Here is a 19,595-nt window from a genome sequence, read left to right on the forward strand (position 1 = left end):
CCAAGCTTGTCGAGCCGCGCTTCGCGCTCCTGATCGGCCAACAGACTGATCTTGATCATCTCATGGCTCTCACAACGTCGGCATCAGCGACATCTTGCCAGCATCCAGCAGGTTTTTCGAGGTGCCCCGTAGCGGCCAAACGGGGTGCGGATGGCGTCGCAGAGATAGGTTTCTTCCATGATGGTCAGCTTGGGGAAAGTTGGAAAAGGCTGGTGGCTTCCAGGTCCAGGACTTCAGCACCGGCAGCGTTGAACATGCGCCAGCGCAGGATGCCAAGCAGGGTCTGGCCGCGCGAGCGGCGCGCCTCGATCACTTCGGCGCGCACGGTCAGGCTGTCACCCGGGCGCACCGGATTGGGCCACTTGACGTAGGACAGGCCGGGCGAGGCGAAGGATTCGGAATCGTGCAGCGCGGCGTCGACCAGCAGGCGCATGGCGATGGCGCAAGTGCGCCAGCCGCTGGCGATCAGGCCGCCGAAGCGGTGCCCGGTGGCTGCGGCGGGGTCGGTGTGGAACCACTGCGGATCGTAGGTGGATGCGAAGCCGACGATCTGGGCCTCGCTTACCGCGTAGGGGCGCGGGGGGACCTCGATGATCTGGCCGGCGTAAAAGTCGTCGAATTTCATGGCTGATCGGCCTATCTCAGGCGCGGGTGAAACGCGGCTGGCGTTTTTCGGCGAGCGCGGCCAGTCCTTCGCGCGCATCGGGCCCGGCAAATCCCAGGGTCTCGAGCGCTAGCGAATGCTCGAACGCTGGCCAGGTGGCGCGCAGCCAGTGGTTGAGACTGCGTTTGGTGAAGGCCAGCGCCTCGGGACTGGCGGCGGCCAGGGTCGCAGCGACCTCGCGCGCACGCCGGAGCAGTTCGGCGTCGGGCACGGCGAGGCTGACCAGACCAATGCGCTCGGCCTCCACCCCGTCGATCGCCGTGCACATCAGCAGGTGGTATTTGGCCTTGGCCATGCCGCACAACAGGGGCCAGACGATGGCGGCGTGGTCTCCGGCGGCTGCGCCTATCCTGGTGTGGCCATCGATGATCTTGGCGCGTTCGCCGGCGATCGAAATATCGGCCAGCAGCGCCACCGGCGCCGACCGCTGCGCCATTGATCGCCGAGACGATGGGCAGGTCGCAGTCCAGCGGCCAGTTCAATGCGTTCAGCCATCATGTTTTCTCACGCATTTAGCGCGCAGCGCTGGCGCAGCCAGGGGCTGACACGGTAGCGTTCGCCGCGATAGGCGAAGTCCAGGGCCTCGAGCAGGCCGACGACGCTTTCAGCGTCCCAGCCCCCGAGCCACTCGAAAGGGCCGGCCGGATAGTTGACGCCGAGCTTCATCGCGGCGTCGGCGCCGGCTCGCGTGCAGACGCCCTGCTGCACGGCGTCGGCGGCTTCGTTGATCAGCATGGCGATGGTGCGCGCAACCACCAGCCCCGGAGCGTCGCTCAGGCGAATCGGCGCGAATCCGAGCAGACCGAGCCATTGCGGCGCCGCGTCGACCCAAGCGGCCGAAGCGCTGGCCGAAGGCACCCAGGCCAGCGCAGAGCCTTCGGCGCCGAGCGGCAGATCGAATACCGCGATCTCCGCGCCGAGTTGGCTGGCCGGGCGGCCGTCGGTGAGGCGCAGGCGCGCGCCGCCGACCTCGAGCCCGCACCAGTCGACGCGGTCGTCGCGGGCGAAGTCCCTGCCCGCACTGCGCAAGGCGGCGGCGATGCGCTCTGCAATCCTGCCGCTGCCTGCCACGCGCAACGCCGCCGCTGCCGGAGCTGCAAGGGGTGGTGGCGCCGGCGCCGCGGGCGCCGGCAGGCTGTGGTCGTAGAAGCCGCGTCCGGACTTGCGTCCGAGCCAGCCGGCGTCGACCAGTTCGCGCTGCACCAGCGAAGGCACGTAACGCTTGTCGTAGAAGTTCGCCTCGTACACCGACTGCGTGACCGCGAAGTTGGTGTCGTGTCCGATCAGGTCCATGAGCTCGCAGGGCCCCATGCGAAACCCCGCCGCGCGCAAGCAGGAATCGAGTTGCTCGGGCGTGCCGACCCGCTCCTGCAGCAGGGCCAGGGTCTCGGCGTAATAGGGGCGGGCGATGCGGTTGACGATGAAGCCAGGGGTCGAGCGCGCGTGCACCGGGACCTTGTCCCAGTTGCCTGCGAGGTCGAAGATCGCCTGCGCGACCTCTGGCGCGGTGTGGAGCCCGGACACCACCTCGACCAGCTTCATCAGGGGAACCGGGTTGAAGAAATGCATGCCGACGAGTCGCTGCGGATGGGCCAGTCCTGCGGCCATCGCGGTGATCGACAACGACGAGGTATTGCTCGCCAGCACGCAGTCGGGCGAGACCAGGGCCTCGAGCTCGGCGAGCAGGGTGCGCTTGACTTGCAGGTTTTCGACGATGGCCTCGATCACCAGCGCGCAGTCTTGCCCCTGTTCCAGCGCATCGATGGCCCGGATGCGCTCCAGGGTCTGCGCCGCCGCGTTCGCGGCCAGCCGGCCCTTGCTGACCAGGCCCTTGAGGGTCGCGGCCAGTTTGTCCCTGGCCTGCGCCGCTGCGCCTGCGCGGGCGTCGAACAGCAACACGACATGCCCGGCCTGGGCAGCGACCTGGGCGATTCCGGCGCCCATGATGCCGGCGCCGATGACGAGGACGGGGGCGCCTCCGAGTCCGAGGTTCGCATCGGTCATGGCTGGGTCCAGTTTGGCGGCCGCTTGGCGAGGAAGGCGGCAAAGCCCTCGCGCGCCTCCTCGCTGCCGCGCACGCGGGCGATGGTCTGCGCGGTCAGCTCGCGCACCTCGGGGGTGACAGGGCCGACTTCGAGCGCGGCGAACAGTTGCTTGATTTCGCGCTGAGCCTGCGGGCCGCCGGCCAGCAGCTCGGTCACCGTCGCGTCGACCGCGGCGTCGAGCGCATCCAGTGCGACGACGCGGTGCACGAGGCCGATCGCGAGCGCCTCGGCGGCGTCGATGCGGGTCGTGGTCAGCGCCAGCCGGCGCGCCTGGCGGCGGCCGAGCGCGTTCGTCACATAGGGGCCGATGACCGAAGGCAGGATGCCGAACTTCGCTTCGCTGACTGCGAAGCTTGCGTTGTCTGCGGCGATCGCGACATCGCAGACACAGGCCAGTCCGACTCCTCCGCCAAGGGCCGCGCCCTGCACCCGCGCCACTGTCGGCTTGGGGCAGCTGTCGATGCGCCACAGCATTTCGGCGAAGCGGCGAGCATCGACCAGATTCCACTCCTGCGTGGCGTGGCTTGCGCGCTGCATCCACTGCAGGTCGGCGCCTGCGCTGAAATGCCTGCCGTCGCCTGCGAGCACGATGACCCGCACCACGGGGTCGTCGATGAGCTGGACGAAGGCCTGGTCGAGTTCGCCGATCATGGTTTCATCGAAGGCGTTGAACACGGCCTGGCGGCTCATGGTCAAGCGCGCGACGCCGCTTGCGCCCTGCGCGATCGACAGGGTTTGATAGCTCGTCATCAATAGGTCTCCAGATGCAGCCGGCCTTCGTTTTTCAGCGCCGGGGCGACGCGATCCCAGGACAGGCCAGACTGCTCGGAGATGTCGCGCAGCGCCAGCACCACGCCTTCTTCCATCGCCTTGAGGCCGCACACGTAGATATAAGTATTGGAGTCTGCCAGCAGCGCGGCCAGGTCGGCAGCGCGCTCGCGCATCGCGTCCTGCACATAGCGCTTTGGGCTGCCTGCTATGCGCGAGAACGCCAGATTGATGTCGATGAAGTCGCGGGGCAGGTTTTGCAGCGGACCGAAGTAGGGCAGTTCTTCCTTGGTGCGGGCGCCGAAAAACAGCATCAATTTGCCGCCGTCGAACTTGCCCGACTGGCGCAGGCGGCGCCGCCATTCGGTCATCGCCCGCATCGGCGCGCTGCCGGTGCCGGTGCAGATCATGACGATGTTCGAGCGCGGATGGTTGGGCATGAGGAAGCTGGCGCCGAAGGGTCCGATCACCTGCACCTTGTCGCCGACCTGCAGGTCGCACATATAGTTCGACGCCACTCCGTGCACGGGGTGGCCCTGGTGGTCCTCCAGGACCCGCTTGATGGTCAGCGACAGATTGTTGTAGCCCGGGCGCTCGCCGTTGCGCGGGCTGGCGATCGAGTATTGACGGGCATGGTGGGGCCGGCCTTGCGCGTCCTGGCCGGGCGGGATGATGCCGATCGACTGGCCTTCGAGCACGGGGAAGGGCAGGTTGCCGAAGTCGAGCACGATGTGGTGGGTGTCGTAGACCTTGCCGACTTCAGTCACGCGCACATTGCCGGCCACTGTGGCGCTGAGAAATTTCTCCGGAGATTTCGGGCCGAACAGATTGGTGTAGGCATGCGCCGCCGACCACGGCGGCAGGGTCGCGCCGAAGCTGGTGCTGTTGAACTGCTCCTGCTCCGCAGGCACGGCAGGCGGCTCTGCGAACTCTGTCTCGGTCGCTCCTGCGGCTGCCATTTGCTCGGGCCAGAGTTCAGGGGGCAGGGCATCCCAGGCGAACTGGTCGGCGATGCTCCAGGCCAGGCTAGCCGGTAGCGTGCGCCAGTTGTCGATCGATCCGGTCGGGCAGGGCGGGATGCAGGCCATGCAGGAGTTGCATTTGCTGGCGTCGACCACATAGTTGCGCGTATCGTGCGTGATCGCGCCCACCGGGCAGATGGCCTCGCAGGTGTTGCAGCGAATGCAGATTTCGGGATCGATCAGATGCTGGCGAATGATGCCGGCGGCGGCCATGTCCATGGCGGTCTCCAAGAGGGTGTTCGCATCGCCCCTGCAGGCCGACTTGCCGGAGCGGTGCTTGAGGCGCGCAATCAGGCGAAACGGACGTACTCGAAGTCGACCGGCTGACGGTTGATCCCCATCATGGGCGGCGCGATCCAGTTGGCGAACTTGCCCGGCGCGGTGACGCGGCCCATGAGCGAGGCGACGAACTTGCGATCGGACTCGCTGGGCAGCCATTGATCCACCTTGGCGTTCCACTCGGCGTCGCTGATGACCTGGCCCTCGGGCGAGACCTTGACCCCGGCCAGGCTGCCGATGCTGCGGTGGAAGGCCTTGTGCGGGGTCTTCAGGCGGAACGCGAGTCCGGCCTTCTCGATGACCTTGTTCCAGCGAGCAACGCCGCCGATGCTGTCCTTGATGTAATCGTCGCGCAGCACTTCGTTGAGCGCGTTGAGCATGGGAACGTCCTGCTCGGCCAGCGCCTGGTCGCGCACCTGAAGGATGGTGTAGCTGTCGTTTTTGAGTTGGTGGTCGTCGCTGCGCTTGCCTTCCTCGAAACGGCCCTTCAAACCCGTGGAGTAGAAGATCGCAGCATTGCTCGACTGGTCGGCGCCGAACAGGTCGATGGTGACGCTGAAGTGGAAGTTCAGGTAGCGCTGCAGTGTCGGCAAGTCGATCACGCCGGCGGCGCGCAGCTTGGCCGGGTCGTCGGTGCCAAGTTCGTTCATGATCTGGCAGGTGCGCTGGATCACGCGCGACACCCCCGATTCGCCCACGAACATATGGTGGGCCTCTTCGGTCAGCATGAATTTGGTCGTGCGCGCCAGCGGGTCGAAACTCGATTCGGCCAGGGCGCAGAGCTGGAACTTGCCGTCGCGGTCGGTGAAGTAGGTGAACATGAAGAAGGACAGCCAGTCCGGCGTTTCCTCGTTGAACGCCTGCAGGATCCGCGGGTTGTCCTGCTGGCCGCTGCGGCGCTCGAGCAGGGCTTCGCCTTCCTCTCGGCCGTCGCGTCCGAAATACTTGTGCAGCAGATAGACCATCGCCCACAAATGGCGGCCCTCTTCGACGTTGACCTGGAACAGATTGCGCAGGTCGTACAGGCTGGGTGCGGTCAATCCGAGGTGGCGTTGCTGCTCGACCGAGGCCGGCTCGGTGTCGCCCTGGGTGACGATGATGCGGCGCAGATTGGCACGATGTTCCCCGGGCACGTCCTGCCAGGCGGCCTCGCCCTTGTGGTCGCCAAAATGGATTTTGCGGTCGACCTCGGCGGGGTTGAGGAAGATGCCCCAGCGGTATTCGGGCATCTTGACATGGCCGAACTGGGCCCAGCCTTGGGGGTCGACGCTGATCGCCGTGCGTAGATAGACGTCGAAGTCCTGTGAGCCGTCCGGGCCCATGTCGGCCCACCAGCTCAGGTAGTTCGGTTGCCACTGCTCGAGCGCGCGCTGCAGGGTGCGGTCTTCGCTGAGGTTGACGTTGTTGGGGATTGTTTCGCTGTAGTCGATGTTGGACATGGTGAGCTCCGATAGATGTTTGGGGTCCGGTGGGCGATGGATCTTGCGGCAGCGTGTGCGCCGGAATCGCGCTGCACGGCACGGTTCTGGTTTAGACGCGATTCCAGTCAAAGGCGGCCTTGTCGCCCTTGCCATACAGCTTCAGCGCGCCCTTTTCGCCGACGGCGTTCGGGCGCTGGAAAATCCAGTTCTGCCAAGCGGTGAGGCGGCCGAACACGCGGGTGAACATGTTTTCCGGGCCGTTGAAGCGAAGGTTGGCTTCCATGCCGGTGAGCGCATCGGGCGACATCGCCACGCGTTCCTCGATGGCGATGCGAATTTCGTCGGCCCAGTCGATGTCGTCGGGGTTGCTGGTGACCAGGCCCAGGGCGAACGCCGCGTCGGCGTCGAGGGGCTGGCCAGCCTTGGCTCGCACGGCGTCGAGCGCCAGGGTTTCGGCGTAGAAGCGGCGCTCGAGCCGGCTCTGCCCGGTGATCATCGGGTAGAGGCCGAAGTTGGTGTCGGTGACGAGGATTCTCGGGCTGCGCGTGGCGTCGCCGGGCAACTGCAGTTGATAGATGCGGTCGCAGGCCAGCGCCAGTTCGAGCAAGGTGCCGGCAAAGCACGAGCCCGGATCGATCAGCGCGAACAGACTGCGCGACGACAGGTCGAGGCGGCTGAACGTGCGGCGCAGCAGGCCTATGGTCTCGCGCACCAGCCAATGCCCGCGGTGGGCGAGCAGGGTGGCGTCGAGCGCCTGCACGGCGGCGAGGTCGCCTTCGGTTTTGATCAGCCAGGTGCCGATCTCGGCCTCGTTCGTCCGCATGGACAGGATGGCGTCTTCGAGCTCGCGCGCCATCTGCAGCGGATACCAGGCGGCGCCGGCCGCCTCGATGGCAGCGCTCGTCGTTGGCGCAGGCGCGGCCGGACCCTTCACGGTCCAGGTGGCGCAACGCCTGGCGCGGTCGATCTCGACCTCGACATAGTCATAGCGCAGCGCGTCGGCCTCGGCCTTGCGGGCCAGCGCCGGCAGGGTGACGCCGCTGGCGGCGGCCGGGCGGTCGCTCAGCGCGGCCAGCGCCAAGGCGCGTTCGCGCACCTTGGCGGCAAACACAGCGGGCTTGGCGATGTCGTCGACGAGGCGCCATTCCTTGGCCTTCTGGCCGCGCACGCCTTCGGCGGTGGTGCAGAAGATGTCGGCCAGGTCGTGGCGCACATGGCGCTTGTCGGTCACGCGGGTGAGCCCGCCGGTGCCGGGGAGCACGCCGAGTAGGGGAACTTCGGGCAGGCTGACCGCGCTGGAGCGGTCGTCGACCAGGATGATCTCGTCGCAGGCCAGCGCGAGTTCGTAGCCGCCGCCGGCGCAGGCGCCGTTGACCGCGGCGAGGAATTTCAGGCCGCTGTGCTGCGACGAGTCTTCCATGCCGTTGCGGGTTTCATTGGTGAATTTGCAGAAATTGACCTTCCAGGCATGGCTGGACACGCCCAGCATGAAAATATTGGCGCCCGAGCAAAACACCTTTTCGCGGGCGCTGGTTACGATCACCGTGCGCACTTCTGGATGCTCGAAGCGGATGCGGTTGATGGCGTCGTTGAGTTCGATGTCGACGCCGAGGTCATAGCTGTTGAGCTTGAGCTTGTAGCCGGGGCGCAAGCCGCCGTTTTCGTCGAAATCGGCCGCCAGGGTCGCGATCAGGCCATCGAAGCTGAGCTTCCAATGCTTGTAGCGGGACGGGTCGGTCTGGTAGTCGACGTGGGTCGGTTGGGTCACGGGCTGCTCCTTGAATGTTTGGAAATGAAGTGCGCGGTGAAGCGAAAGAGCATCATAATGCACTTATTTCCAATAAACAAGCATTTTAATGCATACATTGCCGGGGGTTTACCCTTGCATGCCGAGCGCTTGGCGGACGAACTGACGCAATTCGAGGAAGGTCGCTGGCAAGTCCTGGGCGCTGGTGTCGAGGTTGAACTTGGCCTTCGAGTAGAAGGCTGCACGCCCGGCCAGGATGTTCTTGAGGTCCTGCATCGCCTCGCTGCTGGCGGCAATCGGCCGCAGGTCACCTTGGGCGACCACGCGCTTCATGTGGTCTTCGGCGCTGGCCTGGAGCCAGACCGTCGTGCAGTGCGCGAGCAGCAGGTTGAAGGTGGCCGGCTCCGAGACCAGGCCGCCGGGGGTGGCGATGACGGCTTCCGGGTAGATCTGGATGGTCTCCTCGAGGGCGCGGCGCTCGTAGCGGCGATACGCGTTCATGCCGTAGAGCGACTGGATCTCGGCCACGCCGCAACCTGCCAACTTCTCGATTTCGCGACTCAGTTCGACAAATGGAAAGTCAAGGTCTTCAGCCAGCATCTGGCCCAGGGTGGACTTGCCGGCGCCGCGCAGGCCGACCAAGGCGACGCGCGAACTGCACTGGGCATTGTCGCCCCCGGTGCCCAGCATTTCGCCGATCGCTGCGCGCACGCGGCGCAGCGTGGCTTCGTCGCGGTTTTCCAGCAGTTCGCGGATCAGCAGCCATTCGGGCGATGCCGTCGTGATGTCGCCGAGCAGTTCGGCCAGCGTGCATTGCAGTGCCAGCGAGACCTGCAGGAGGATCAGGATGGACGCGTTACCGACCCCGCTTTCGAGGTTGGCGAGGTGGCGCTCAGAGACGTCCGAGGCCAGCGCCACCGCCTTGCGGGTCAGGCCGCGGCGCGAGCGCAGGGCGCGCACACGCTCGCCGAGGGCGGTCAGGAAGGGGTTGCGCTCGGTCCCGTCGGCGACGTCGCGCAGCGAAGTCAGGCTGTTCAGGGGCGTGGATTCCTGGCTCGGGCCGGCATTTGTATGCAATATAGTGCTTGACATGAGTTGCTTGGGAATATAAAGTGCTAGGACGCAAAATACTTCATATCGCAGATCAAGACAAGCAAGGAGCAGTCACCATGTCGTCAGCTGATTTCCATCAACACCTCGCGCTTGTCACCGCGAGCATTGCGGGCCAAGCGGTGGGATCTGAACTCGAGGCCAGGTTGAACCGCGAGCATGGCGCCGGTAGCGCGACCTTCGCACAACTCAAGGAAGACTGTCTGCGAGGGCTGGCCGAGGGCTGGCTGTGCGAGCGCGAAGCCGGAGGCATCCGCTACGGGCGCGTGTTCAAGCCCAGTGCCGAACTGCACAATTTTTCGGTCGACGTGGTCGACATGAAGGACGTGGTTGGCCCCCATCACGCGCATCCGAACGGCGAAATCGACCTCATCATGCCCATCGATACCGACTCCGAGTTCGACGGGCGGGGCGCTGGCTGGCTTGTCTACGCGCCGGGCAGCGCGCACCATCCGACCGTCGCGCGGGGTCGCGCCCTCGTGCTCTACCTGCTGCCCGAAGGCCGCATTGAATTCACACGCTGATTCCGAAGATCACTTCATGAGCGAATTGCTGCCCAATTTCCTGGCTGGTCGCTGGCAGACCGGGAACGGTCCCGGCATCCCCCTGCGAGACCCCGTGCTCGGGGACGAACTTGTGCGGGTCGACTCAGGCGGGCTCGACTTGGCGGCAGGCTTTGCCTTCGCCCGCGAACGGGGCGGCGCCGCGCTGCGCGCCCTGAGCTACCGCGAGCGCGGCGCGTTGCTCATGGCGGTGGTCAAAGTCCTGCAGGCCAAACGCGACGGCTACGGCGAAATCTCCACGCGCAACAGCGGCACGGTCAAGGGCGACACCGCGGTCGACGTCGACGGCGCGATCTATACGGTGGGTGTGTACGCCAAGCTGGGCGCTGAACTCGGCGACCGCCATGCGCTGCTCGACGGCGAGGCCGAGCGCCTGGGCCACGGCGCGAGCTTTCAATCCCAACATGTACTGACTCCGACGCGCGGAGTCGCACTTTTCATCAATGCCTTTAACTTCCCCGCCTGGGGTCTGTGGGAGAAGGCCGCCCCGGCCCTGTTGTCGGGCGTGCCGGTCATCGTCAAACCGGCCACGGCGACCGCCTGGCTGACCCAGCGCATGGTGGCCGACGTGGTCGCCGCCGGGGTCCTGCCGGAAGGAGCCCTGTCCATCGTCTGCGGCTCGTCGAAGGGTCTGCTTGACCAGCTCCAGCCCTTCGACGTCGTCTCCTTCACCGGCTCGGCGCAGACCGCTGTGCTGATCCGCTCGCACGCGGCCGTCACCGAGCGCTCGGTGCGGGTGAATATCGAGGCCGACAGCCTGAATTCGGCACTGCTGCTGCCGGGCCAGGGCGAGGCGGCGCTGGACCTGCTGGCCAAGGAAGTGGCGCGCGAGATGACGGTCAAGTCTGGCCAGAAATGCACGGCGATACGCCGGGTTTTCGTTCCCGAGTCGCAGTACGCGCAGGCTGCCGCCGCAATCTCGGCGCGCCTGCAGAAAACCACGGTGGGTGACCCGCGCAACGAGGCGGTGCGCATGGGGGCGCTGGTCAATCGCGAGCAGAAGGACGCGGTGCTGGCCGGCCTGGCCGAGCTCAGGAAAGAGGCCGAAGTACTGTTCGACAGGTCGGCCCAATTCCTGCTCGACGCCGACCCCGCGCTGTCGTGCTGCGTCGCGCCGACCCTGCTCGGCGTGCGCACGGCGCAGGCCAGCGAACAGGCGCAACGTATCCACGATGTCGAGGTGTTCGGTCCGGTCGCCACCTTGCTGCCTTACCGTGATATGCCACAGGCGCTGGCGCTGGTGCGGCGCGGCCAGGGTTCGCTGGTGGTGTCGCTGTACGGCAGCGACGCCCCAGCGCTCGCTGCTGCCGCCGCCGAGCTGGCCGACAGCCATGGTCGGGTCCACGTCATCAGTCCGGACGTGGCCGCGGGGCAGACGGGGCACGGCAATGTGATGCCGCAATCCCTGCACGGCGGTCCTGGGCGCGCCGGCGGTGGTGAAGAGCTGGGCGGCAGGCGGGGCTTGAATTTCTATCACCGGCGCTGCGCCATACAGGCCTCGGCCGGCGTGCTCGACGCGCTGCAAGCGCACATCACAAAACCATGAGCGCGCAAAGCGCCACAGCTGTTGCATCAACGAGGAGACAAAATTGAACGCAGACACATGCAAGCCACCCTGGGACGCGCATTTCAACTTTGCCCAGTACCTTCTCGAATGCAATGCGGGCCGCGCCGGGAAGGCGGCCTATATCGACGATCTCGGCCGCCTCAGCTATGGCGAGCTGGCCCATGGCGTGCGCCAGATGGCCGCGGGTTTGCGCGGCCTCGGACTCAAGCGCGAGGAGAGGGTGCTGCTCGTGATGCAGGACTGCAACGACTGGCCCGTCGCTTTTCTCGGTGCGATGTATGCGGGCTTGGTGCCGGTCGCGGTCAACACCCTGCTGACCGCCGATGACTATGCCTACATGCTCGAGCATTCGCGGGCGCAGGCGGTGGTGGTGTCGGGTGCGGTGCTGCCGGCACTGACTGCGGCCATGATCAAGTCCGACCACGAAGTGCAAAAGGTCATCGTCTCGCGCCCGACAGCCTCCCTGCATCCGGCCGAAGTCGATTTCGAGGTGTTTGTCGGGTCCCAGGCGCCGGCGCTAAAACCGGCCCCCACCGGCCCCGACGACCCTGGCTTCTGGCTGTACTCGTCGGGCTCGACCGGGCGGCCCAAGGGCACGGTGCACTCCCATGCCAATCCCTACTGGACCATCGAGCTGTATGGCAAGGGCGTGCTCGCCCTGCGCGAAGGCGATGTGTGTTTCTCTGCCGCCAAGCTGTTCTTCGCCTATGGGCTGGGCAATGCGCTGACGTTCCCGCTCGGGGTCGGCGCCACCGTCATCCTGATGGCCGAGCGCCCGACCCCGGAGGCGACCTTCAGGCGCTGGGTGGGCGGCGTCGGCGCGATCCGTCCGACCGTCTTCTTCGGCGCACCGACGGGATACGCGGGCATGCTCGCATATGCCCAATTGCCGGGCCCCAAGGACGTCGCGCTGCGCATGGCGTCGAGCGCGGGCGAGGCGTTGCCGGCTGAGATTGGCGAGCGCTTCAAACGTCAATTCGGCATCGACATCGTCGACGGGATCGGCTCGACCGAGATGTTGCACATCTTCTTGTCGAACCGGCCCGGGGCGATCCGCTATGGCACCACCGGCTGGCCGGTGCCGGGCTATGACATCGCGTTGCGCGGCGACGGCGGCGGCGCGGTGGCCGATGGCGAGCCCGGTGATCTCTACATCCACGGCCCTTCCAGTGCGCTCATGTATTGGGGCAACCGTGCCAAGTCGGCTGAAACCTTCCAGGGCGAGTGGATCAAGAGCGGTGACAAATACATTCACAATGCGGACGGAACCTATACCTACGCCGGGCGCAGCGACGACATGCTCAAGGTCAGCGGCATCTACGTTTCCCCGTTCGAGGTCGAGGCCACCCTGATGCAACACCCGGGGGTGCTCGAAGCGGCGGTCGTGGGCGTCACCGACAGCGAAGGGTTGACTAAGACCAAGGCCTTCGTCGTCCTCAAAGGTGGCGAGCGGGTCACCGAGGCCGCGCTCAAGGCCTTCGTCAAGGACCGCCTGGCCCCTTACAAATACCCGCGCCTGATCGAATTCGTCGACAACCTGCCGAAAACCGCGACCGGCAAGATCCAGCGCTTCAAGCTGCGCCAGCGCGAGTCCGCCGCGCAGTGATCGTTCGATCTCCACCCCGTATGCCCATGCAAGCCAAGCTCAAGGCCCAGCCCAGCGCCGCGCAGTTCGCCGACATCGACTGGAGGGGGCGGTGCATCGAGGTCGAATATCAATGGATCGCGGGCGCGGCGGTGGCCCCGCTGCTGATCTTCCTGCACGAGGGACTGGGCTCGCTGTCAATGTGGAAGGACTTTCCGCAGCGCCTGTGCGAGGCGGCCGGCTGCCGCGGCTTGGTCTATTCGCGCCCGGGCTACGGCGCCTCCACGCCACGACACGACGGTGAGACATGGCTGCCTGATTTCATGCACCGCCAAGCCTACGAAGTGCTTCCCGCACTGCTCGCGGCCCTGGGCGTCGACCCGAAACGGGACCGCCCCTGGCTGTTCGGCCACAGCGACGGCGGCTCGATTGCCCTACTCTATGCCGCGCATTTTCCTGACCAGGTGGCAGGCGCCATCGTCCTCGCACCCCACATCATGGTCGAACAGCTTTCGGTCGACAGCATCGAGCAGGCACGCCTGGCCTACCTGGAAACTGACCTGCGCCGGCGCCTGGCCCGCTACCATGCCGACCCCGATTCGGCGTTTTGGGGCTGGAACCGCATCTGGCTCGATCCGCGGTTCCGCAACTGGTCGATCGAAGACGAGGTGCCCCAGATCCGTTGCCCCCTGCTCGCCATGCAGGGCCTGGACGACGAATACGGCACCCTAGAGCAAATCCACGGCATCGCCCGGCGCCTGCCGCAGGCACGGCTGCTCGAAATCCCCGACTGCGGGCATTCCCCGCACCGCGACCAGGCTGAGGTGGTGCTGGCTGCAGCCACTGCGTTCATCGCCGCGCCGCGCGGCTGAAAGCTGTAGCCGCGCGGCCTCGCGGACATTGCCAGTCGCGCCAAGCCCACTCTCGGGCTGCCAGTCGCTGGGCTCGTCAACAGAGGCATGTCGGCGCCACGGGCTCGGTCATGGCTCGCGCCCAAGCACGGCTTTGGGCAAGCTGGTTCAACGCCGCTTCAACCTTGCGCCGTCGACCCCAAAAGAAGCAATTTAATGCCTATGCTCTGGAGATTCTGGCATTCACTGGCGCTTACCAAGAAATCATGTTTCTTTATGTTTCGCGCCAAGTTGGCCCAGAGTGCGATTTGTTGATCTAGAGCAAATGCATACATTCCAGGCGAGCATAAACTGCATTTCATTGCATTGACATTCCGAGAAAAAGCAAGATAACGCATCTTTACTTGGTGGGTGGACCGCGGTGAAATCATCGGACAAAGAGGATTCCCAATGAGCGACGGATTGTTTGATCAGTTCAAAGGCTGGTACGACAAGCGCCACGACTATGCGCGCGACTGGAAAGCGCGCACAGGTGGTCAAGTGGTGGCGACAATGTGCACTTACACGGCAGAAGAACTGCTGATCGCGGCCGGCATGCTGCCGGTGCGCGTGCTGGGTGCGCACGAGCCGCAAAACGTGACCGAGCCGCATATCTTCGGCATGTTCTGTCCCTTCTGCCGCGATTCGCTGGCACAGGGGCTGCTGGGGCGTTTCGACTACTGCGACGGCGTCACCCTGACCCAGTCCTGTATCCAGTACCGCCAGACTTTCAGTTCCTGGCGCAGCAATGTCCCGAGCGTGCAGTGGGACTACTACGTTCCCATGCCGAACGAAGTGCAGTCGCCGCACGCGCGCCAGATGCACCACGCCGAGTTGCAATCGTTCCGCGTCTTCTTGCAGGCGCTGACCGGCCGGGAGTTGACGGACGCCATGCTCGGGGACGCGCTGACCGTGGTCGATGAGAACCGCCGTCTGCTGCGGGAGCTGTTCGAGTACCGCAAGGCGAAGGACCCGCAGGTCACCGGGGTCGAAGCGATCTACGCCTCGCTCACCGCCCAGTTCGTCGACAAGCGCGAGCACAACGAGCAGTTGAAGAAGGTTCTAGCAGCCCTGCCATCGAGGCAGTTGAACCGCCCGGAAGGCGTCAGGTTCATGACCATCGGCTCAGAGAACGACGACATCGCCTTCATGGCCATGGTCGAGTCGGTGGGCTCGACCATCGTCATCGACGACCAATGTTCGGGAACGCGCTATTTCTGGAACGAGTCCAAGCCCGACGCGGACGTCATCAAGGCGATCGCCGACCGCTATTGCGACCGCCCCGCCTGTCCGACCAAGGACTACCCGAGCCACACGCGTTTCGACCATGTGCTCGGCCTGGCCAGGGAATTCAACGTGCGCGCGGCGATCTTTCTGCAGCAAAAATTCTGCGACCCGCATGAGGGCGACTACCCCGACCTGAAGCGGCACCTCGAAGCGAACGGCATTCCGACGCTGTTCCTCGAGTTCGATATCACGAATCCGATTGGCCCCTTCCGCATTCGGGTCGAGGCATTCCTCGAGACGATGAGCGAAGAAGAGATGTTCTGAACAGACGGGAGACTGGCAATGCACGGGAAATATCCGACAGAACCGCTGAAGCTCTGGGCCAAGGCCAAGGAGTTGCGCGAGAACTACTACATGAATTATGCGAGGGCCAAGGAAAAAGGCGGCCTGCGCTGGTCGGGTTCGGCCTGGGCGCTGGATGCGCTGCCGGCGGGCCTCGGCAAGGACGTCTATTCGCTGACCGGCGAACCCTATGCGGCATCGGTCGCGCATGACCGCAAGTTCGCCAAGGAATGCATGGATGCTGCCGAGGCCTACGGCTTCGCGCGTGACCTGTGCTCGTATATGAGGATCTACTGGGGCGGCATGCATCTGAATAAATACCTGTTCGGTGGCGAGTTTCCCAAGCCCGACTTCATTTTTCAGACACAGATCTGTTGTTCGCACTCGAAGTGGTACCAGCATGTCGCCAAGGAGGAGAAGGTTCCCCAGTTCTATGTCGACGTCGGCGTCGGTCCCTACAAGGACATGAACGAACAGCGCCTCGACTACGTGACCAATCAGCTGCACGACGGTATTGAGTTCCTCGAGAAGTCCACCGGCCGCAAGTTTGACGACGAACTGTTCATCAATGCGGTGAAGAACGAGATGCGTTCGACAAGCCGCTGGGCCGACATCTGTGCGCTCAACAAGGCCAAGCCGGCTCCGCTGGACGAAAAGACCATGTACTCGCTCTACGTGCTGGCAACCCTGTCCAAGTCATCGCAGTGGTGTGCAGACTTCTATGACGAGCTGTACGAGGAAGTGAAGGACCGCGTGGCGCGCGGCATCGCCGCGGTGCCGAACGAGACCGTGCGCATGATGTCCGATACCCAGCCGCCCTGGTCCTTCCTGAAGATCTTCCGTTACCTGGAAACGTTTGGCGCGGTGTCGGTCGGTTCGCTCTACACCTTTGCCCTCGAAGGCATCTGGGAGGACAAGCTCGACGGCAGTTGGGGCGGGCGCATCCTGCCCTGGGACAAGGGGGTCGACATCAAGGATCGCGACACGGCGCTGCGCCTTTATGCGGACTGGAATCTCTCGAAGCCGCAGTGGCAGCATTTCTTCGATCCGAGTCTGAAGACCGCAATGATGCTGCGCATCATCAAGGAATGGCAGGTCGACGGAGTCATGTTGCACCTGAACCGCGGCTGCGAAGGACTCTCGCTCGGGATCATGGAAAACCGCATGGGCATCTCCAAGGCGGGAGTGCCCATCATGACCTTCGAGGGAAATATGGGCGACGAGCGCGAGTTCGACGAGGTGAGAACCCAGGCGCGCGTCGATGCATTCATGGAACAGCTTGGCCTTCGCCGCCAGCCAGCCTGACGAGGAACCGGAGACAGACATGATTACTGCAGGAATCGATATGGGTTCGCGCAGCGTGAAAGTGCTGCTGCTCGAGGAAATCGAGGTCGATGGCGCGCCGCAGCTCAAGTACGCGGTGAAGAAAACGCACATCATGATGCCGGGCGACCTCGACCCGGACCAGGCGGCCGAGAAGGTGTATGACGATGTTCTCGCCGCTGCTGGCCTGACCCGCGACCAGATCTCGGCCGTGTTCGTCACCGGGGCCGGGCGCAAGCAGGTCGCCTTCGCCACGGAAGGCCTCACCGAGATGACGGCTGGCGCCAAGGGCGCGACCTATATGTACCCATCGGCGCGCACCGTGGTCGACGTCGGCGCAGAAGAGGGGCGGGGCATGAAGACCGATGCCGAGGGACGCGCGGTCGACTTTGCCGGAAACGAGAAATGCGCCGCCGGTGCGGGGTCCTTTGCCGAGGCCATGTCGCGCGCCTTGCAGATGAGCCTCAAGGAGTTCGGCGAGGCCAGCCTGCTGTCGGACAAGACGATTCCAATGAACGCACAGTGCACGGTGTTCGCCGAGTCCGAAGTGGTTTCGCTGATTCACTCGGCGACCCCCAAGAACGACATCGCCAAGGCCGTGCTCGACGCAGTGGCCAGCCGCGTCTGCGCCATGGTGCGTCGGGTTGGCATCGAGGGCGAAGTCGTCCTCATCGGCGGCATGGTGCATAACGCCGGCTTTGTTCAGTCGCTGAAGAACGCGATGGGAGTCGAGCAGATTTCCCTGCCAGCCATGCCCGAGTACATCAGCGCTCTGGGCTGCGCCCTGATCGCCGCCGAGCGCCAGCACTGATCCACCAAGACACAGGAGTGAGAAATGAGCTCAACGCAGAGCGAAGTGGTGGCCGAAACGGCCCCCGAGAAAAAGGAATTCTGGCGCTGGCAGGAAAACGTCTGGATCGACGAGACGAAGGACTGGAAGAGCGCCAAAATTCTCACCTGCGGCATCGACGTGGGTTCGGTGTCCTCGCAGGCCGTGCTGGTGACCGACGGGGAACTGTACGGCTACAACAGCATGCGCACCGGCAACAACTCGCCCGACTCGGCCAAGAACGCCCTGCAGGGCGTGATGGACAAATGTGGCATGAAGCTCGAGGACATCCACTATGTGGTCGGGACCGGCTACGGCCGGGTCAACGTGCCGTTCTCGCACAAGGCGATCACCGAGATCGCCTGTCATGCACGCGGCGCCAACTACATGGGCGGCAACGGCGTTCGCACCATCCTCGACATGGGCGGCCAGGACTGCAAGGCGATTCACTGCGATGAAAAAGGCAAGGTCACCAACTTCCTGATGAATGACAAATGCGCGGCCGGCACCGGGCGCGGCATGGAAGTGATCTCCGACCTGATGCAGATTCCGATCGCCGAACTCGGGCCGCGTTCCTTCGAGGTCGACGTCGAGCCCGAGGCCGTGTCGTCGGTGTGCGTCGTGTTCGCCAAGTCCGAGGCCCTCGCCCTGCTCAAGGCCGGCTACACGAAGAACAAGGTGATCGCCGCCTACTGCCAGGCCATGGCCGAGCGCGTCGTTTCGCTGCTGCAGCGCATTGGCGTCGAGGAAGGCTTTTTCATCACGGGGGGGATTGCCAAGAATCCCGGGGTCGTCAAGCGCATCGAAAAACTTCTCGGCATCAAGGCGCTCGACACCAAGATCGACAGCCAGATCGCTGGCGCACTCGGGGCTGCCCTGTTTGGCTACACCTTGATGCAAAAACAGATGGCTGCCAAGGCAGCGTGACCACACTGGGGCAGACGGCCGAATGCCGCCTGCCCGGGGCTCGACCGAGGGGGAAACATGATCGCCAACTACGGCTACAAGGACGGCTCAGGTGAGTACTACATCAGCATCGACACCGACCGCTGCATCGACTGCTCTGCAGGTCGCGCCTGTCTCACCGCATGTCCCAAGCAGATGTTCGAAATGATCACCGACGACTACGACGACGAGGTCGCCAGGGTCAAGCAGCCGAACTGCCGCACCCTGGCCTACGACTGCGCCGAATGCAAGCCCAGCGGCGGTCACGTCAGCCTTCCCTGTATGCAGGCTTGCTCGCCAGGCGCGATCAAGCATTCGTGGTGAGGGAGATGGAGATGCGCAAAAGCGAATTCAGAATTCCTGTCGTGCCGGCCGGGCCGGCGCAGTCCACCTGTGCGCCGTCTGCGGTCGGGGGGGGATGCCAGTCCGCTGCGTCATGCGGATCCGGGGAGTCCTGTTCGGCAGGGTCGTCGGCCCATGCCGACGACCCTGCCTTCAAGCTCACGCAGGATGGCTGGATCCTGCGCACCACGATCGGCGAGCCGAGGCTTTCCGAAGTGGTCGAGAACTACCGGGCGATGGGCTTCGAGGTGCATGTGGAGCGCTTCGCCACCAGCCGCGCAGGGAGCACCGACGCCGAGTCGTCCTGCACGGTCTGTTACGACGCCGCCAGTGCGAGTCAGGCCTGGGGCTCGGTCTATGTCCGCCAGGGGCGCAGCGCAGGTCCGGGCCTCGAGCCGACCTGAGCTGAAACGAAATCAGACACCGTGAATGTCGGAACCCAAGGAGAACAACATGTTGAACGAAAGGCGTGTTTTGCGGGTCCTGAAGATGGAGGATCTCGACGCCATCGTGGCCATCGACGAAATCGCGACCAAGCAGTCCAGGCACGACTACTACGCGCGCAAGATCTCGGCCATCCTGAACCGGCAAACCGGTATCAACTGCTCGATCGTCTGCGAGGTCGAAGGCAAGGTGGTCGGGTTCGTCATGGGCTATCTGTTTTTCGGCGAATTCGGCATCGTCGATTCGACCGCGACCATCGACACCATCGGCGTCCATCCCCAGTTTCAGAAGTTTGGCGTGGCCAGCGAAATGCTCGACCAGTTCATGATGAACATGAAGGCCGCAGGGGTGAAGAAAGTCTATACCCTGGTCAATTGGGACGACTTTGCCCTCGAGAAGTTCTTCGCGCGGCAGAAATTCGTGCCGTCGAAGCGCGTCAACCTCGAGTGCGTGCTGCCCTGAAGCGCACTGCCGGACTGCGC

19 protein-coding genes and 1 pseudogene are annotated in these 19,595 nt (G+C 64.6%); 12 read left to right on the forward strand and 8 right to left on the reverse strand.

Going from position 1 to position 19,595, the window contains the following annotated elements; translation table 11 throughout:
- Nucleotides 1-184: 184 nt before the first annotated feature.
- From ACYCUK_RS10820 to ACYCUK_RS10855, 8 genes and pseudogenes are all read right to left on the reverse strand, one after another.
- Nucleotides 185-625: a MaoC family dehydratase gene (locus tag ACYCUK_RS10820; protein ID WP_461594776.1), complete on the reverse strand. Its 441-nt coding sequence runs from the start codon at nucleotides 623-625 to the stop codon at nucleotides 185-187.
- A 16-nt stretch (nucleotides 626-641) separates the two neighbouring features.
- Nucleotides 642-1,134, reverse strand: a pseudogene (locus tag ACYCUK_RS10825) (enoyl-CoA hydratase-related protein); the annotation flags it as partial.
- Nucleotides 1,135-1,168: 34 nt separating this feature from the next.
- A complete protein-coding gene (locus ACYCUK_RS10830; protein ID WP_461594777.1) occupies nucleotides 1,169-2,668 on the reverse strand; it encodes a 3-hydroxyacyl-CoA dehydrogenase in 1,500 nt (499 codons plus the stop codon).
- On the reverse strand, nucleotides 2,665-3,459 hold the full coding sequence (locus tag ACYCUK_RS10835) for an enoyl-CoA hydratase-related protein (RefSeq protein ID WP_461594778.1): 795 nt from the start codon (nucleotides 3,457-3,459) through the stop codon (nucleotides 2,665-2,667). Before ACYCUK_RS10835 ends, ACYCUK_RS10830 begins: the two co-directional genes overlap by 4 nt.
- A complete protein-coding gene (gene boxA / locus ACYCUK_RS10840) occupies nucleotides 3,459-4,718 on the reverse strand; it encodes a benzoyl-CoA 2,3-epoxidase subunit BoxA (protein ID WP_461594779.1) in 1,260 nt (419 codons plus the stop codon). Before boxA ends, ACYCUK_RS10835 begins: the two co-directional genes overlap by 1 nt.
- A 71-nt stretch (nucleotides 4,719-4,789) precedes the next feature.
- Nucleotides 4,790-6,217 (reverse strand): benzoyl-CoA 2,3-epoxidase subunit BoxB, encoded by a 1,428-nt coding sequence (gene boxB / locus ACYCUK_RS10845; RefSeq protein WP_461594780.1) that lies wholly within the window; start codon nucleotides 6,215-6,217, stop codon nucleotides 4,790-4,792.
- A gap of 91 nt (nucleotides 6,218-6,308) precedes the next feature.
- Nucleotides 6,309-7,967: a 2,3-epoxybenzoyl-CoA dihydrolase gene (boxC, locus tag ACYCUK_RS10850; RefSeq protein WP_461594781.1), complete on the reverse strand. Its 1,659-nt coding sequence runs from the start codon at nucleotides 7,965-7,967 to the stop codon at nucleotides 6,309-6,311.
- Between the two features lie 108 nt (nucleotides 7,968-8,075).
- Entirely contained in the window at nucleotides 8,076-9,038 is a 963-nt protein-coding gene (locus ACYCUK_RS10855; RefSeq protein ID WP_461594782.1) for a helix-turn-helix transcriptional regulator, read from the reverse strand.
- 77 nt (nucleotides 9,039-9,115) lie between these two features.
- Here ACYCUK_RS10855 and ACYCUK_RS10860 point away from each other — a divergent pair, with 77 nt between their 5' ends.
- The 12 genes from ACYCUK_RS10860 (at nucleotide 9,116) to ACYCUK_RS10915 (ending at nucleotide 19,575) form a co-directional block, all read left to right on the forward strand.
- Entirely contained in the window at nucleotides 9,116-9,580 is a 465-nt protein-coding gene (locus tag ACYCUK_RS10860) for a 4-hydroxylaminobenzoate lyase (protein ID WP_461594783.1), read from the forward strand.
- Between the two features lie 16 nt (nucleotides 9,581-9,596).
- A complete protein-coding gene (locus ACYCUK_RS10865; protein WP_461594784.1) occupies nucleotides 9,597-11,165 on the forward strand; it encodes a 3,4-dehydroadipyl-CoA semialdehyde dehydrogenase in 1,569 nt (522 codons plus the stop codon).
- A gap of 43 nt (nucleotides 11,166-11,208) precedes the next feature.
- A complete protein-coding gene (locus tag ACYCUK_RS10870; protein WP_461594785.1) occupies nucleotides 11,209-12,792 on the forward strand; it encodes a benzoate-CoA ligase family protein in 1,584 nt (527 codons plus the stop codon).
- Nucleotides 12,793-12,818: 26 nt separating this feature from the next.
- Nucleotides 12,819-13,643, forward strand: a complete 825-nt coding sequence (locus ACYCUK_RS10875; RefSeq protein WP_461594786.1) for an alpha/beta fold hydrolase — start codon at nucleotides 12,819-12,821, stop codon at nucleotides 13,641-13,643.
- A 110-nt stretch (nucleotides 13,644-13,753) separates the two neighbouring features.
- The gene (locus tag ACYCUK_RS10880; RefSeq protein WP_461594787.1) at nucleotides 13,754-13,942 is read left to right on the forward strand and encodes a hypothetical protein; all 189 of its coding nucleotides are present in this window, start codon (nucleotides 13,754-13,756) and stop codon (nucleotides 13,940-13,942) included.
- Between the two features lie 130 nt (nucleotides 13,943-14,072).
- Nucleotides 14,073-15,212, forward strand: a complete 1,140-nt coding sequence (bzdN, locus tag ACYCUK_RS10885; RefSeq protein ID WP_461594788.1) for a benzoyl-CoA reductase, bzd-type, subunit N — start codon at nucleotides 14,073-14,075, stop codon at nucleotides 15,210-15,212.
- An 18-nt stretch (nucleotides 15,213-15,230) separates the two neighbouring features.
- Complete coding sequence (gene bzdO / locus ACYCUK_RS10890; protein ID WP_461594789.1) at nucleotides 15,231-16,535, forward strand: benzoyl-CoA reductase, bzd-type, subunit O; 1,305 nt, start codon at nucleotides 15,231-15,233, stop codon at nucleotides 16,533-16,535.
- A 19-nt stretch (nucleotides 16,536-16,554) separates the two neighbouring features.
- Entirely contained in the window at nucleotides 16,555-17,364 is an 810-nt protein-coding gene (locus ACYCUK_RS10895) for an acyl-CoA dehydratase activase (RefSeq protein ID WP_461594790.1), read from the forward strand.
- A gap of 24 nt (nucleotides 17,365-17,388) precedes the next feature.
- On the forward strand, nucleotides 17,389-18,309 hold the full coding sequence (gene bzdQ / locus ACYCUK_RS10900; protein ID WP_461594791.1) for a benzoyl-CoA reductase, bzd-type, subunit Q: 921 nt from the start codon (nucleotides 17,389-17,391) through the stop codon (nucleotides 18,307-18,309).
- A gap of 57 nt (nucleotides 18,310-18,366) precedes the next feature.
- Nucleotides 18,367-18,651, forward strand: coding sequence for a hypothetical protein (locus ACYCUK_RS10905; RefSeq protein ID WP_461594792.1), 285 nt, complete (start codon nucleotides 18,367-18,369; stop codon nucleotides 18,649-18,651).
- A gap of 11 nt (nucleotides 18,652-18,662) precedes the next feature.
- Nucleotides 18,663-19,073 (forward strand): hypothetical protein, encoded by a 411-nt coding sequence (locus tag ACYCUK_RS10910; RefSeq protein ID WP_461594793.1) that lies wholly within the window; start codon nucleotides 18,663-18,665, stop codon nucleotides 19,071-19,073.
- Nucleotides 19,074-19,122: 49 nt separating this feature from the next.
- Nucleotides 19,123-19,575: a GNAT family N-acetyltransferase gene (locus ACYCUK_RS10915; RefSeq protein ID WP_461594794.1), complete on the forward strand. Its 453-nt coding sequence runs from the start codon at nucleotides 19,123-19,125 to the stop codon at nucleotides 19,573-19,575.
- Nucleotides 19,576-19,595: the final 20 nt, after the last annotated feature.

Source organism: Thiomonas sp. (assembly GCF_054608695.1).

What these genes read in the sequence shown, in the direction of transcription:
- bzdO (WP_461594789.1), top strand. Translation starts at nt 15,231, where the DNA reads ATGCACGGGAAATATCCGACAGAACCGCTGAAGCTCTGGGCCAAGGCC.
- ACYCUK_RS10865 (WP_461594784.1), top strand. Translation starts at nt 9,597, where the DNA reads ATGAGCGAATTGCTGCCCAATTTCCTGGCTGGTCGCTGGCAGACCGGG.
- bzdN (WP_461594788.1), top strand. Translation starts at nt 14,073, where the DNA reads ATGAGCGACGGATTGTTTGATCAGTTCAAAGGCTGGTACGACAAGCGC.
- ACYCUK_RS10875 (WP_461594786.1), top strand. Translation starts at nt 12,819, where the DNA reads ATGCAAGCCAAGCTCAAGGCCCAGCCCAGCGCCGCGCAGTTCGCCGAC.
- ACYCUK_RS10905 (WP_461594792.1), top strand. Translation starts at nt 18,367, where the DNA reads ATGATCGCCAACTACGGCTACAAGGACGGCTCAGGTGAGTACTACATC.
- ACYCUK_RS10820 (WP_461594776.1), bottom strand. Translation starts at nt 625, where the DNA reads ATGAAATTCGACGACTTTTACGCCGGCCAGATCATCGAGGTCCCCCCG.
- boxA (WP_461594779.1), bottom strand. Translation starts at nt 4,718, where the DNA reads ATGGACATGGCCGCCGCCGGCATCATTCGCCAGCATCTGATCGATCCC.
- ACYCUK_RS10855 (WP_461594782.1), bottom strand. Translation starts at nt 9,038, where the DNA reads ATGTCAAGCACTATATTGCATACAAATGCCGGCCCGAGCCAGGAATCC.
- ACYCUK_RS10860 (WP_461594783.1), top strand. Translation starts at nt 9,116, where the DNA reads ATGTCGTCAGCTGATTTCCATCAACACCTCGCGCTTGTCACCGCGAGC.
- boxB (WP_461594780.1), bottom strand. Translation starts at nt 6,217, where the DNA reads ATGTCCAACATCGACTACAGCGAAACAATCCCCAACAACGTCAACCTC.
- ACYCUK_RS10910 (WP_461594793.1), top strand. Translation starts at nt 18,663, where the DNA reads ATGCGCAAAAGCGAATTCAGAATTCCTGTCGTGCCGGCCGGGCCGGCG.
- ACYCUK_RS10915 (WP_461594794.1), top strand. Translation starts at nt 19,123, where the DNA reads ATGTTGAACGAAAGGCGTGTTTTGCGGGTCCTGAAGATGGAGGATCTC.
- ACYCUK_RS10880 (WP_461594787.1), top strand. Translation starts at nt 13,754, where the DNA reads ATGGCTCGCGCCCAAGCACGGCTTTGGGCAAGCTGGTTCAACGCCGCT.
- ACYCUK_RS10835 (WP_461594778.1), bottom strand. Translation starts at nt 3,459, where the DNA reads ATGACGAGCTATCAAACCCTGTCGATCGCGCAGGGCGCAAGCGGCGTC.
- ACYCUK_RS10895 (WP_461594790.1), top strand. Translation starts at nt 16,555, where the DNA reads ATGATTACTGCAGGAATCGATATGGGTTCGCGCAGCGTGAAAGTGCTG.
- bzdQ (WP_461594791.1), top strand. Translation starts at nt 17,389, where the DNA reads ATGAGCTCAACGCAGAGCGAAGTGGTGGCCGAAACGGCCCCCGAGAAA.
- ACYCUK_RS10830 (WP_461594777.1), bottom strand. Translation starts at nt 2,668, where the DNA reads ATGACCGATGCGAACCTCGGACTCGGAGGCGCCCCCGTCCTCGTCATC.